Raw genomic sequence first — 13,468 nt, 5'->3', positions numbered from 1 at the left:
CGCGCCGCCGGCGACCGCTGCCTCCCTCGCGCTCCGGCTCGCGCCCGCTGGGCGCTCGCCGGGCGCGCCACCACTGGTGGTTCAGTCCGCAAACGCTCTCGATGTTCGAGCGTCTCCAATCTTGGCGGTCGACCGGAACACCTTTGAGTACTGTGTGGTATTAGCCAGTTGTATGCAAGGATTCACCGAGTTCAGCGACGTTGGCGAAGCGGAAGTGACCCGAGCGATCGGCCAGCAGTGGAGCGAGGAGTTCCTCGAGTTCTCCGACACCGAGGTCATCATCATCGGCGGCGGCCCCTCCGGCCTGATGGCGGCCAAGGAGCTCGCCGAGCGCGACGTCGACGTGATGGTCGTCGAGAAGAACAACTACCTCGGCGGCGGCTTCTGGCTCGGCGGCTTCCTGATGAACAAGGTGACCGTCCGCGAGCCCGCCCAGGAGATCCTCGAGGACCTCGACGTGGACTACGAGCAGGCGGCCGACACCGAGGGGCTCTACGTGGCGAACGGCCCCGAGGCGTGTTCCGCGCTGATCAAGGCCGCGTGTGACGCCGGCGCCAAGATGCAGAACATGACGGAGTTCACCGACATCGTGATCCGCGAGGACCACCGCGTCGGTGGCATCGTGATGAACTGGACGCCCGTCCACGCGCTCCCCCGCGAGATCACCTGCGTCGACCCGATCGCCGTCGAGTCCGACCTCGTCATCGACTCGACGGGCCACGACGCGGTCGCCGTGAGCAAGCTCGACGAGCGCGGCGTCCTCGAGGCGCCCGGCGTCCAGCACGCAAAGGAGCACAACACCGGGATGGACAACACCGGCGAGAACGAGTACGGCGCGCCCGGCCACGACTCCCCCGGCCACGACTCCATGTGGGTCGGCGAGAGCGAGGACGCCATCGTCCAGGACACCGGCGTCGTCCACGACGGGCTGATCGCCACCGGCATGGCGGTCGCTACCGCCTACGGGCTCCCGCGCATGGGCCCCACGTTCGGCGCCATGCTCGTCTCCGGCAAGGAGGGCGCACAGGCCGCCCTCGACGAGCTGGCGGTCGACGAACCCGACGTAACGCTCTCGACGGCGAGCACCCCGGCGCCGGCGGACGACTGAGGTCGCCACCGTTCCCCGCCGACGAGTCGGCGTACCCGCAACCGCGTCCACGCCGACGGTCCTCCGCTCCGCGCCGCTCTTCTCGCCCGTCTCGATGGGCGACCCCCAACGGCGAGGGGTTTTTGCGTCTCGCCCGCCGAGTTTGACGTATGTACTGGCGAGGACACGTGGGGATCGCCCTGCTTGCGTACGCGCCGGTCGCCGGGCTCGTGCTGGAGGCCGGCCAGCCGGGGCTGGCGGTCGCCGGCGGGCTTCTCGCCGTCGGATTCGCCACTCTCCCGGATGCGGACCAGTCGCTCCCCATCCCCCACCGCGGCCCCACCCACACGCTCGCGTTCGCGGTCGTCGCGGGCGTCCTCACCGCCCTCGTCGCGGCGGGCGTCGCGCTCGCCACCGGACTCGCGGTGCCCGCGTGGACTCCCCACTTCGTCGGGACGGTCGTCACGGTTACCCTCTGTTCGCACATCGCCGGCGACGCCATCACGCCGATGGGGATCCAGCCGTTCCGCCCGCTGTCGGCGTTTCACTTCACGCTGGATCTGACGCCGGCGAAGAATCCGTTGGCCAACTATCTCTTTCTCGCCGGCGGGGTCCTCGCGCTATCGGTGTCCGTGCTGCGCGTGGCGTGAGTGCCGCGCCGGCGTGGGTCTCCCTCGGCCGCCTCGGCTGCCCCGACCCGACCCGCCCCGAACCGTCTTGACTGCCCCGACCCGACTCAGCTGCCGCGAACCGCCTCACTCCGCGTCGACGAACGTCCGAAGCCTGGCAACCACCGCCTCGGGCGCCACCTGCTCGGCGACCGCAAGGTCCCTCGGCCGAAGCGCTCCGGTCGCGCGGCCGGCGAGCGCGTAGGTGACCAACACGACCACGGGGAGGACGGCGGCGACGACGAACCGGTCGGGAATCAGCCACACGACCAGTCCGCCGGCGACCAGCGACGGGAGCCACGCGAGGAGGATCCGGCCGAGGTCGAGCGTGAACGGGTGGATGCCGCGGTAGTAGTACACCTCCAACAGCGCCGCAGTCCCCGACAGGACGAGCGCCGTCATCGTCCCCAACCCGGCTCCGAGAATGCCGTATTCGGGGACAAGCAGGACGCTGAACACGACGTTGGCGACGAGCAGGATGCCGGAGTTGAGGAAGACGAGCCGGGAGTAGCCGAGCCCCTGCAGGAGGGCGCCGTCGGGGCCGCCGGCGGTGATGCTGACGAGGTAGCCGGCGACCAGCGCCAGCACCGCGCCGCTGGCGACGGTATACTGCGGCGTGAACACGATGGAGAGGTACACCTCCGCGCCGAGCACGAGGATCGCCGCAACCGGCAACGAGAGCCCGAGCACCCATCGGGTTGCGGTGCGGTAGCGCTCGGCGACCGCGTCGCCGTCCCGGCGCTCCTCGGCGATGAGCGGTTTGAACACCGGCGCGAGCGACGAGAAGAAGACGAGCAGGTTCGCCGCCAGCATGTAGCCGACGCGGTAGATCCCCACGTCGTCCGACGAGAGGAAGTAGCCGACGACGAAGTAGTCCACCTGGCCCATCACGACGTAGATGACGCCGGCGAGCGCCAGCGGCATCCCGTACCACAGCACCTCCTTGACGGGCGTGAACGCGATATTGCCGCCCTTCAGCGCGTCGTGTCTCAGCAGGAGCACGCCGCCGAGCAGGATCGACGCTGTGAGCCCGACGATGTAGCCGCCGACGATCCCGAGGAGTCCGTAGCCGGCGACCAGCAGCGCCGCGGTCGTCAACAGCCGGATCGTGGGCCGGGTGAGGTCACGGACGTACACCCGGTACTGCAGCCGTTTGATCCCGTTGTAGCCGGCGAGGAGCCCGTTGAACACGGCCAACAGCGGAAGCGCGACGGCGAGCATCCGCAACCCCGCCGCGAGCGCGGGCTCGTCGAACAGCGCGGCCAGCCAGTCGGCACCGAGGTACATCGCGGCGCCCGTCAGACTCGATGTGAAAAGGAGGAGTCCGAACACCTGCAGGGTGACGCCGCGCGCCTTCCCGGGTTCGCCGGCCGCGAGGTACTGCGGGACGAAGTAGTCGATGGCGCGGTGGAGCCCGGCGCTGGCGAACACCTGCAGCAGGTGCATGACGGAGGTCGCCAGCACGAACAGCCCGTAGACGCCGGGGCTCACCAGCCGCGTGATGATGGCGACGACGAGAAACCCGAACGCCTTCTTGACGAGCTCGCCGCCGAAGGTGATGCCGCTCTGGGCGACCATCGTGTCGTCTCCCGCCGCGGGAGCGTCGCTCGCGGGCGAATCCTCGACCTCGTTCGTCTCCTTGCCGCCGTCCGCTCCGTCGGTCATCGGTGCCTCCGTGACGGCACCATTTCAGGGGTTCTCGACGACTTCGGCGTCGTGGTCGGCGACTCGTGCCGCCGACTCCCCGATGCCGGAGTACGCGACGGAGAACGACCAGCGGTCCCCCTCCGTCACGTCCCCCACGTGTTCGACGGTGCGTTCCAGCGGCTCGCCGTTCTCGTCGAAAAAGACCGCACGCACCTCCAGATACGTGATCTCCTCGTCGCGGGTTCGCTCGACGATGCCCTCGACGCGCACCGACTCCTCGTCGGTCCCCTCGTTTTCGCGGACGAGCTCGCTCTCGACCACCGCTGCGGGGGGCCCCTCGTGCTCCTCGTCGTCGCTGTCGTTGCCGTTCTCGCCGCCCGGCGTGGTCCCACAGCCGGCAACGGTGGCGAGGCTACACGCGGCCGACCCGGCGAGGAAGCGACGACGGCGCATACGTCGACCGTTACGGGGCAGGTCACATAAACTGCCGGTCGCTGGCGTCGACGACTTCCCCGCCAGGATCGCCCACCGTGCCGGCAGTCACCCGCGCGAAGCCGGCGAGCGACCGCGTCGTTCGCGCGTCCTGACAGCGGTCGTGGACCCGTCGATGGGCCGCCACCGCCCGGCAGTCCAGCAGTTCGACGGGGGATTCGGGCCGCCCCCGGCCGCGGCCGGGTGGCGTCCCCAGCCGCACGGCCGCCGCGAACGCCGGGTTGAGCAGCCGACCGACGGGCGTCGTCGACCGGGCGAACCCGGCGACGCACACGCGACCGCCCTCGCCGACGAGCCGGCACCAGTCGTCGACCGCGTCTGCCGGATCGTCGAGCATTCCGGTGACGAACGTCGCCACCACGGCGTCGACCTCGCCCGCGGGTGCAGTCACCCGAGGAAGGTCCGCGAACGCCGCGGGCGGCCTCGTGGCGTCACCCCGCACAACGTGGACGTTCTCCCACCCGGCGCGCTCGATCCGGTCGCGCGCACGGGAGACGACGCCCTTCGACACGTCGACGCCGACGACCGCCCCGGCCGCCCCCACCCGCTCGCGAAGCGCCGGGAAGTTGGCCCCCGTTCCACACCCCATCTCGACGACCACGTCACCGCGGTCGGGCGCGAGCGCGTCGACGATCCGCTCGCGCAGCCCCGCCGCGAACGGCGCCGCGCTGGCGAACCGGTCGTACACGCCGGCGTATCGGGTGTAAAAGGCGGCCGACGCCTGCGCTCCCGTTCCCTCCTCGTTCATGTGCGCACGTCGGCCACGTACCGGCAAAGCCGTTGGGGCGGGAGCAGGGGTGCAACGCGCCGGCGGATCACACGTCGCCGGCCATCGCCCGGAACAGGTCGTCGGCGAGCGCGTCCCGGTCGACGGGGGCGGACTCCTCCTCGCCGGTGGGGTCGACCGTGGGGGTGATGGTGCCGCCGCCCATCCGTGCGTGGCCGCCCCCGCCGGCGTTGTCGATGCCGTCGAGGGCCGCCTCGATCGCCTTCCCCATGTGAACGCGGTCGTCGCGGGAGCGCCCGGAGAGATGGACGGTGCCGTCACGCTCGCCGACCACGACGACCGCCGTGACCCCCTCCAGCTGGATCAGCTCGTCGGCCGCCTGCGGGATGGCGTCGACGTTGTTCACGCCGCCCACGTCAGCGACGGCGAACGACCCCTCCACCTGTCGGCCGGCGATGGCGCGCGCTTTCACCTCCAGCACCTCGGCGTCGACGGCGGGGTTGGCGATCCGGTCGAGCTGGTCCTGGTCGACGCCGGGATAGACGTAGCCCGCCGCCGAGAAGTCCCGTTCGCTGGCGCCGACGGTGAGGTGTTTGGTGTCCGCGAGAATGCCGTACAGCAGGCCGGTTGCCGCGCTCGTCGACAGCGTGAGCTCGCCGTTCGTCTCGCTGGCGTGTTTGTCCGGCGGGACGGGGACCGCGTCATTGTCCCGGAAGTATTCCGCGATGATGGAGGCGGTTGCGCCGTAGTCCGTTCGCACGTCGGTGAACGCCTCACCGGCGCCGTCACCGGGATGGTGGTCGACGACCGCCGTCGGCAGCACGCCGTCGGCGCCGGCGAACCCTCGCGGCTCGTTGTGGTCGACGAGCACCACGGACTCCGCGGCGAGGTCGGAGACGTGGTCGATCCGGTCGAGTTCGAGGTCGAGAACCGTCCGAAAGGCTCGGTTCTCCTGATGGCGGATCTGCCCGGGGAACTGGATGATGGCGTCCACGTCGAGCTGGTCGGCCAGCGAGGCGACGCCGACCGCGGACGCCATCGCGTCGGGGTCGGGGTTCGGATGCATCAGGATCGCGATCTCCTCCTGGGCGCCGATCAGCCGCCGGAAGCGGACGCCGGGCGCGCGGCGGAGCCGCAGGAACGCGTAGGTGCTCGCCAGGACGATGACCGCTCCGAGGACGGCAGCGGCCGCCAGCTCGGGGTTCTCCCGGACGAACGCCTCGGCTTCCGAGAGCGCGTCGGCGACCACACCTGGAACCCGCATGTATCTCCCCGGAATCACTGGTGGCACAAGAAGGTTCGCGGCGTTTTCGTTCGCGTATACGCGACGAAACGAGCGCCTCAGTCGTCGCTCGACGCGCGAAACGCGTCTACAGCCGCTCGATACCCCTCGCGGAAGGTGGGGTAGGCGAACGGGTAGCCCAGCGCTCGGAGCTTCGCGTTCGAGCACCGCTTGCTCGTCCGGATCCGTCGCTCGGCCGGTTCGGAGAGGTCGCCGGCGGCGATCCGCTCCGCCTTCGACTGCTTCTCGGGACGGTCGACGCCACATTCGTCGGCGAGCCAGTCCGCGAACGCGTGTTTGTCGGCCGGCTCGTCGTCGACGACGAGCACCGCCTCGCCGCGCGCGAGGTCGGACTCCAGCAGGAACCGCACGGCACCGGCGGCGTCGTCACGATGAACCATGTTGAGGTAGCCGGCGGTCACCGGCCCTTCCAGATAGCGGTTCAGCCGGTATCGGTCCGGTCCGTACAGGCCCGCGAAGCGCGCGACGGTGCCGTCGATGCCGACGTCCGCGGCATCCGCGGTCGCCACGCGCTCGGCTTCGACGAGCACCCGCGTCTTGTCCGTCGTCGGGTCCAGCGGCGTCTCCTCGTCCACCCAGTCGCCGCCGTGGTCGCCGTAGACCCCCGTCGATGAGGTGTACACCAGCCGGTCCGGGCGGTCCGCCTGCGGACGGCTCCCGTACTCGTCGACCACGTTGCCGAGCCCCTCGACGTACACCGCTCGGGCCGCCTCGGCGCCGCGACCGCCGGAGCTCGCCGCAAAGACGACTGCGTCGGCGTCCGGCAGCGCGGTGAGCGACTCGGGATCGGTCGCGTCCGCCCGCACGGCCGACACGCTGCCCGGGTCGTCGGCGGCGGCGTCGGCCGCGCGCACCGCGTCGAGCCCCGCGTCCGAACGGCGGACCCCCGTCACGTCGTGGCCCCGAGCCGCGAGCTGGCGGGCGAGCGCCAGTCCGACGTAGCCGCAGCCGACGACGACGACCCTCATCGCTTGCGTGCCTCGATGACGGCCATGATCTCCGCCAGCTGGGCCAGCGTCATGTCGGCGCGCCCCTCAAGGGCCTGCTGGACCTCCTGCCCGGTGAGGTCGGCGTCGATCGCGCCGGCGAGGGTGTCGACGTCGAGCACCGCCGTCGTCATCCCCATCAGCAGATGGTCGCGCAGCTCGAAGACGACGGCGTCGGGGTCGCGGTCGCGGCTGACGGCGATCACCGCCGCCCCTTGGTCGACGGTGAGGCCGGCGGCGTCCCCGGCAACGGCGGCGTCGATCGCCTCGCTCGACAGCGCGGTCTCGTCGGTCACGCGGTCGCGCCCGGCCGTCTCAACCGACTCCTGTACCAGCGCCTCGAACGCGGCCAACAGCGCGGCGGCCTCCCCCGCCCGCTCGGCGTCCGCGTCCGCGGCGACCTCCTCGATGACCTCGTGGAACATGCGGCCAACTCGGCGGCGGGCGGCCTAAACGCCTGCGGTCACCCCGGTGTGGGACAGCGGTCGACCGCCCGCTCGGCGGCCGCCGTCTCCGGGGAGGGCCATCCGGCGGCAGTCTCGTCGTGCGTGCCGTCCACGTCGCCGACCCCGGAGAGGGAGTCGGCGGATCCTGTACGGCGACGGCGACGGCGTCGGCGGCGAGCGCGGGCGGAGCGACAGCCGGTATCGCGGTCGTGAGCAGTACTGCGGGGGCGGCGCGCGGGGTCACAGTGCGTCACGGAGGCGGGCGATCGCCTCGTCGCCCCACGACCGACCCGCGGCCCCGTCGGCGTCGTTCTCCTCGGCGCTCGGGTGGTCGGAGCCGGCGGAGCGGTCGGAGTCGGCGGAGCGGTCGGCGTCGGTGGAGTCGGCTGAGCCCGTGGATCGCTCGGTGTCCGCGGACGGGTCGGGTACCGCCGCGGCGACGGCGGGATCGTCCGGCAGCAGCGACGAGCGGTCGTCGTCGCCGAGTCGGCCGGTTCCGGGTCGGTCGTCGCCGTCCGCACGCTCGGCCGTCACGCGTGCGGTTCGAGCGGTCGCAAGCGCGAGGTCAGCCCGACGCTCCACCTCCTCGTTCACGGAGCGAACGCCGGCGGCGTATCCGCGGAGCGCCTGCGTGGCGGCCTCCAGCTCCGCGACGCGTCGTTCGATCTCGTCCATCCGGTCACGAATCGCGTCGCGCTCGGCAGCTGTCTCGGCTGCATCCGGGAGGGCGGCAGGGGCCGGATCCCCTCCGTCGGCGAGCGCGCGCTCGACCGCCCGAAGCCGGTCTTGGAGGTGGTCCCGGAGGTGGTCGTCGGTCGCGGCGTGCGGCGGCCGCTCGGCGGGCGTTCCGCCGGCCGGTGGCTCCTCCCGGAGCACGTCGCCGGCGGTCGACGCGTCGTCGGCCGTCTCGGTGGCTGGCGTTCCGTCGTCGGTCATGCGCCGCCCTTGTCGCGGTTTCGCCCTTAAGCAGTCGGGGGAACGTTCTTGTGGCCGTGCGAACACGTATGTTGCATGAAGGCCGTCCTCGTTGGCGTCGGACAGGCGGGCGGGAAGCTGACCACCGCCCTCGCCGAGTTCGACGCGGACATGGGGTTCGGCGCGGTAACGGACGCGCTCGCCGTCAACACCGCCGCCGCCGACCTCGACCCCCTCCCACTCGAAACGGTGCTCGTCGGACAGTCACGCGTGAACGGCCACGGCGTCGGCGGCGACAACGAACTCGGCGCCGAGGTGATGCGCGAGGATTCCGTCGAGGTGCTCGACGCGCTCGCGCCGAAGCTCACCGCCGAGGTGGAGGCCGTCTTCGTCGTCGCCGGGCTCGGCGGCGGGACGGGCTCCGGCGGGGCGCCCGTCCTCCTCAACGAGCTCCAGCAGGTGTACGACGTGCCCGTCTACGCCCTCGGCGTCTTACCGGGTCGCAACGAGGGGGCGCTCTACCAGGTCAACGCCGGCCGGTCGCTGAAGACCGTGGTGCGGGAGGCCGACGCCGCGATTCTGCTCGACAACGACGCCTGGCGCTCGGCGGGCGAGAGCGTCGAGAGCGGCTACGCCGCCGTCAACGAGGCGATGGCAAAGCGCGTCGGACTGGTGTTGGCCGCCGGCGAGGCCGTCGAGGGCGTCGGCGAGTCGGTCGTCGACACCAGCGAGGTGATCAACACGCTGCGCGGCGGCGGGATCGCCGCCGTCGGCTTCGCGTCCGCACCCGCGGCGGAGGATCCCGGCGAGAACATCAACGTCGTGACGAGCACGACCCGGAAGGCGGTGACCTCCGGGATGTCGCTGCCGAACGCCACCACCGCCGACGCCGCGCTGCTGGCGGTCGCCGGCGACCCCGACCGGATCCCCCGGAAAGGCGCTGAAAAAGCACGGAGCTGGCTCCAGGAGAAGACGGGGTCGATGCAGGTGCGCGGCGGCGACTTCCCGCTCGACTCCGACCGGCTCGCCTCGCTCGTCCTCCTCGGCGGCGTCGAACGCTCCGACCGGGTGGAAGCGTTCCTCGAACGCGCCCGACAGGCCGTCCGCGACGAAGCCGAGGAGAAACCGGACCCCGCGTCCGCGTTCGACAACGACCAGCTCGAGGACCTGCTGTGAGCCGTGAGAGATCCACGGAAGTGCATTACCTGTCCCGCAGTGGGTGATCGTTCGACACGTTCCTGCGTGTCTTTCGAGGTGTTTTTGTGCGCGTCGACGCTATGCGGGACATGACTCGCATCGTCGTGCTCGACTTACACGGACAGTTCACCCACCTCGAACGCCGGGCGCTCCGCGACATGGGCGTCGACACGGAGCTGATCGACGCCGACACGCCCCCCGCGGAGGTCGACGCCGACGGGGTCGTCCTCTCCGGTGGCCCGGACATCGACGACATCGGCGAGGCGCCGGCGTACCTCGAAGCGGACGTTCCCGTCCTCGGCATCTGTCTCGGCATGCAGGTGATCGCCCACGAGCTCGGCGGGACGGTCGGCGGCGGCGACTACGGCGGCTACGCCGACGTGGACGTGGAGATCGTCGACGACGAGGACCCGCTCGTGGGGTCGCTCGCGCCGGAGACCCGCGTGTGGGCCTCCCACGCCGACGAGGTGAAGGCGGTGCCGGAGGGGTTCACGCGCACGGCGACCTCCGACGTGTGTGACGTGGAGGCGATGGCCGACACGGACCGGGACCTCTACGGCGTGCAGTGGCACCCAGAAGTGGCCCACACGGCGGAGGGCGAGGAGGTCTTCGAGAACTTCGTCGCGATCTGCGAGTCCGCCTGAGCACGCCGGCTGCTACTCCCGTTCTCCCCATCTGCCCTCTCTATCCGCTCTCCCTATCCGCTCTTTCCATCCGCTCTCCGGCGACCTTTTCAGGAAGTCCGACGATTCCGGACGTATGACCGCGAACCAGGGACGGCTAGCCGAGCTCTCCCGGTTCGTCTTTCGAGCCCCGCGATGGCCGCGGACGCTCGCGTTCGCCGTCCTTCTTGCCGGGCTGACCGGCATCGCGGTGTTCGACGCGGCGGCCACGATGGAGTCGCCGTACCGCGTGCTGCTTCTCGGCCAGGACGCGTGGCAGGGACTGTTCTTCATCGGGATCCCAACCGTAGTCGCCGCGCTGGCGACGACGACCGTCGACGGCGCGCTCGGCGGCGACCTCACGTACAACCGGTCGGCGCTGCTTGCGCTCTGCTGTGAGGTACTCGTCGTCGCCATTCTCGTCGCCGCCGCCGTCGTTACCGCCGTCACGGCGCTCGGGCAGGCGTTCGTCTTCGACGCGCTGGTGGTGGCGTTGGCGGCCATCTTCGCGGTGCGGCTGCTCGTCGTGCTCGCCGTCTCGCGGCTCTCCTTGCTCCGGGCGTGTCTGCCCGCCAGCATTCAGAGCGGGGTCGCCGCCCTCCTTCTGTTCGTCTACAGCGGGACGGTCCAGCTGCTGACTGAGGGCGGGTCCCCGTACGACGCCTATATCACGTGGCTCGCGCGCGGCGAGGCGGGACCGCCGGCGTTCGAGGCGGTCGCCGCCGACCACTTCCTGCTGCTCGGCGCGCTCTCGATGCTCAACGCCCTCGCTGTCTGGGCGTTTCTCGTCGGCATCGAACGGCCGTGGCGGCGCTCGCTCGGCGTCTCGGTGCTGGACTTCGTCCGCGGCTTCATCGGCCACGTCGCGGACGGCTCCCGCGACCTGGAGCGCTTCTTCGAGAAACTGGGCCAGGAGGCGGTCGTCCCCGTCTCCGTGCTCTCGTTCCGGCCGGTGGTGGACGGTGAAGGGGCCAACACGGACGGCGACGCAGAATTCGACGATTCCGCGTTCGGCCCGGAAAAGGCGCGCGTCGTCCTCCCGATGGTGCATCCGGGGCCGATGGGCGACATCGGCGGCGGCAACCTCCCGGTGCGTGCCGCCCAGCGGTCGGAGGGACTGGCGTTCGTGCCGCACGCGACCGCCGGCCACGACTTCAACCTCGTCTCGGGACGCGAAGTCGAGCGCCTGTTGGATGCCGCCGACCGAGCCCACGACCGCATCGCGTTCGACCGTGAAGCGACCACGCCGGTCGTGGAACATGCTGGCGAGGCGACGATGCTCGGGCAGGCGTTCGGCGGAACCGCCCTCGCGGTCAACACCTTCGCGCCGAACTCCGCGGACGACGTGAACTTCGCGGTGGGCCAATCAGCCCGCGCGGAGCTACGCGCCGGCGGCTTCGACGACGTGCTCCTCGCGGACGCACACAACTGCAACGAGGGACTTGGTGGACCCGACCTCGGCCACGTCACGCCCGGTTCGCGCCGGTCGTACGACCTGTTCGCGGCCGCCGAGCAAACCGGCGACGCGCTCGCGGCCGCCGACCGCGGTCCGCTCGAACTCGGGATCGCTCACGATCCCACTAACTGGACGCCGGCGGAGGGCATCGGCCCGCTGGGGATCCGTGTCGCCGTCACCCGTGCAGCCGGCGAGCGCGCCGCCTACGTGGTGATCGACGGGAACAACGTCGTTCCGGGCCTCCGCAGCACGCTCCTCGACGCCGTCCGCGACCACACCGGTATCGAGCACGCGGAGGTGCTCACGACGGACACCCACGTCGTCAATCGCACGACGGCCGACAATCGGGTCGGTGAGGAGATCGACCATGGCGCGCTTGCCGACCTCGTCGGGAACCTCGTCATGGAGGCGGACGCCGACCGCGAGCCCGTGGTGGCCGGCGGTGCCACGGAGCACGCGACCGCCGTCGTCTTCGGCAACGACCGCACGGAAACGCTGGCGGCACAGGCAAATGCGGCGGTGTCGCTCGGCGGCGCGCTCGCGGCGGCGGTGACGCTGCTAGTGACGGTTGTGAGCCTGGTTCTCGTGTTTGCGACTTAAAAGGGCGAAGCGACGATGACACGAACGGTGCGAGCGCGTCGGCGAAGGCGGCGCGCTCGCGGCGGCGGTGACGCTGTTGGTGACGGTTGTGAGCCTGGTGCTCGTGTTCGCGGTTTAAAAGGACGAAGCGTGGGCAGGGCACGAACGGTGCGAGCGCGTCGACGGTAACGCTGAAAGGGTGTCCGCCGGCGCAGCCGCCTCGCGGACTCACGTCATCGAGCGCGAGTCGTCCTCAAAACGGCCTCACAGGCGGTAGTCGCGAACTACCTCAATGCCGCAACTCGGGCACTCCCGCCGGTACACGACGCGCGCGCCGCTCGTCCGGGCCTCCCATTCACCGGACTCGTCCACGCAGCCACACTCGGCACAGACGTATGGTTCGCTGTCGAACCGTGCCCGCAGTCTGTCGAACGCCGTCGTTCCCCTGTTCGTGGACGACATGTGGTAACACAAAACACTCTTGCGACTAATACTTGCCGCTAAAAGTAAGAACCGTGAAAGATCCGGAACGAAACACCCGAAGCTCGCCGGTGGAGTCGTGTCAAAACGAACGAGACGGGAGCGCCGTCTTAAACGGCGAACAGCTCGTCGACCGCATCTGTCGCGGCCTCGACGGCGGCCTCGGCGACCGCGTCGGGGTCCGCCTCGTCGTCGGGCGCGTTGAGGTAGACGTCCACGTCGAGGACGCCGTCCTCGAACGTGACGGTCACGTCGAGGTCCGTCACCTCCGACTGCGCGTAGTGTTTGAACACGACGCCCTCCGCCGCGCGGGCCGCCGTGCGCACGACCTCCTCGTCGTCGGGGTCGTCAGGCTGTTCGTCGGTCGGGTCGTCGGTCGACATTTACGCGCCGCCCGCACCCGGACCGCCGGGGCCCATCGGACCGCCGCCGCCGGCGCCGCCCTGCAGAAGCTGCTGGAGCTCCTCCTGGAGGCTCTCGAACTGCTCTTCGACACGCTCCTCCTGTTTCGTGAGCTGCTCGACGCGAACTTCGAGCGAGTCGACCTTCTCCTCGAGGTCGTCGTAGGCGGACTCGTAGTCCGTCTCGACGAGAACCTCGCCGATCTCGCGGTACATGCCGGCGTCCTCGTCGACGTCCTCGAGCGCTTCGAGGGCCGTCTTCGACTCGTTGAGTGCCGACTGCGCCTGCTCTTTCTGCTGGGTGACCTGCTGTGCGGTCTCCTGCAGCTCCTGCAGCTCCTCGATCTTCTCTTGTGCTTCCGGCGGCATGTTGCCCTGCATGAGCGAAACGTGGCGGTCCGGACGGAAAAACCCCCGACTTC

15 protein-coding genes are annotated in these 13,468 nt (G+C 70.6%); 5 read left to right on the top strand and 10 right to left on the bottom strand.

Features of this window, described 5'->3' with window-relative positions; all coding sequences use genetic code 11:
* The first annotated feature begins 172 nt into the window (after positions 1-172).
* Complete coding sequence (locus ACYQ07_RS06345) at positions 173-1,108, top strand: sulfide-dependent adenosine diphosphate thiazole synthase (RefSeq protein ID WP_459878932.1); 936 nt, start codon at positions 173-175, stop codon at positions 1,106-1,108.
* Positions 1,109-1,257: 149 nt separating this feature from the next.
* A complete protein-coding gene (locus ACYQ07_RS06340; RefSeq protein ID WP_459878930.1) occupies positions 1,258-1,737 on the top strand; it encodes a metal-dependent hydrolase in 480 nt (159 codons plus the stop codon).
* 105 nt (positions 1,738-1,842) lie between these two features.
* On the opposite strand, the gene ACYQ07_RS06335 is transcribed toward ACYQ07_RS06340, so the two are convergent.
* The 7 genes from ACYQ07_RS06335 to ACYQ07_RS06305 form a co-directional block, all read right to left on the bottom strand.
* Positions 1,843-3,420, bottom strand: a complete 1,578-nt coding sequence (locus ACYQ07_RS06335; protein WP_459878928.1) for a flippase — start codon at positions 3,418-3,420, stop codon at positions 1,843-1,845.
* Positions 3,421-3,444: 24 nt separating this feature from the next.
* The gene (locus ACYQ07_RS06330) at positions 3,445-3,855 is read right to left on the bottom strand and encodes an FxLYD domain-containing protein (RefSeq protein ID WP_459878926.1); all 411 of its coding nucleotides are present in this window, start codon (positions 3,853-3,855) and stop codon (positions 3,445-3,447) included.
* Positions 3,856-3,877: 22 nt separating this feature from the next.
* Positions 3,878-4,642: a class I SAM-dependent methyltransferase gene (locus ACYQ07_RS06325; RefSeq protein ID WP_459878924.1), complete on the bottom strand. Its 765-nt coding sequence runs from the start codon at positions 4,640-4,642 to the stop codon at positions 3,878-3,880.
* Positions 4,643-4,709: 67 nt separating this feature from the next.
* A complete protein-coding gene (locus tag ACYQ07_RS06320; protein WP_459878922.1) occupies positions 4,710-5,885 on the bottom strand; it encodes a DHH family phosphoesterase in 1,176 nt (391 codons plus the stop codon).
* Positions 5,886-5,962: 77 nt separating this feature from the next.
* Positions 5,963-6,892 carry an NAD-dependent epimerase/dehydratase family protein gene (locus tag ACYQ07_RS06315; RefSeq protein ID WP_459878920.1) on the bottom strand — a complete coding sequence of 310 codons (930 nt, stop codon included), beginning with the start codon at positions 6,890-6,892 and terminating at the stop codon, positions 5,963-5,965.
* Positions 6,889-7,335, bottom strand: coding sequence for a DUF5791 family protein (locus tag ACYQ07_RS06310; RefSeq protein ID WP_459878918.1), 447 nt, complete (start codon positions 7,333-7,335; stop codon positions 6,889-6,891). The genes ACYQ07_RS06315 and ACYQ07_RS06310 overlap by 4 nt, the downstream gene beginning before the upstream one ends.
* 261 nt (positions 7,336-7,596) lie before the next feature.
* A complete protein-coding gene (locus ACYQ07_RS06305) occupies positions 7,597-8,292 on the bottom strand; it encodes a DUF7310 family coiled-coil domain-containing protein (RefSeq protein ID WP_459878916.1) in 696 nt (231 codons plus the stop codon).
* Between the two features lie 75 nt (positions 8,293-8,367).
* On the opposite strand from ACYQ07_RS06305, the gene ACYQ07_RS06300 reads away from it, so the two are divergent.
* From ACYQ07_RS06300 to ACYQ07_RS06290, 3 genes are all read left to right on the top strand, one after another.
* Entirely contained in the window at positions 8,368-9,447 is a 1,080-nt protein-coding gene (locus ACYQ07_RS06300; RefSeq protein WP_459878914.1) for a tubulin/FtsZ family protein, read from the top strand.
* Positions 9,448-9,557: 110 nt separating this feature from the next.
* Positions 9,558-10,112, top strand: a complete 555-nt coding sequence (locus ACYQ07_RS06295; protein ID WP_459878912.1) for a GMP synthase subunit A — start codon at positions 9,558-9,560, stop codon at positions 10,110-10,112.
* A 115-nt stretch (positions 10,113-10,227) separates the two neighbouring features.
* A complete protein-coding gene (locus ACYQ07_RS06290; protein ID WP_459878910.1) occupies positions 10,228-12,186 on the top strand; it encodes a DUF2070 family protein in 1,959 nt (652 codons plus the stop codon).
* A gap of 243 nt (positions 12,187-12,429) precedes the next feature.
* Here the strand turns inward: ACYQ07_RS06290 and ACYQ07_RS06285 are convergent, their stop codons facing one another.
* The 3 genes from ACYQ07_RS06285 to ACYQ07_RS06275 form a co-directional block, all read right to left on the bottom strand.
* The gene (locus ACYQ07_RS06285; protein ID WP_459878908.1) at positions 12,430-12,627 is read right to left on the bottom strand and encodes an HVO_0649 family zinc finger protein; all 198 of its coding nucleotides are present in this window, start codon (positions 12,625-12,627) and stop codon (positions 12,430-12,432) included.
* Between the two features lie 128 nt (positions 12,628-12,755).
* The gene (locus ACYQ07_RS06280; RefSeq protein ID WP_459878906.1) at positions 12,756-13,028 is read right to left on the bottom strand and encodes a DUF3194 domain-containing protein; all 273 of its coding nucleotides are present in this window, start codon (positions 13,026-13,028) and stop codon (positions 12,756-12,758) included.
* Positions 13,029-13,415, bottom strand: coding sequence for a prefoldin subunit beta (locus ACYQ07_RS06275; RefSeq protein ID WP_459880244.1), 387 nt, complete (start codon positions 13,413-13,415; stop codon positions 13,029-13,031).
* Positions 13,416-13,468: the final 53 nt, after the last annotated feature.

The sequence above is a fragment of the Halorubrum gandharaense genome (assembly GCF_054654575.1).
The sequence above is the reverse complement of the archived record's forward strand: the minus strand, read 5'-3'. Positions and strand labels throughout refer to the sequence as shown.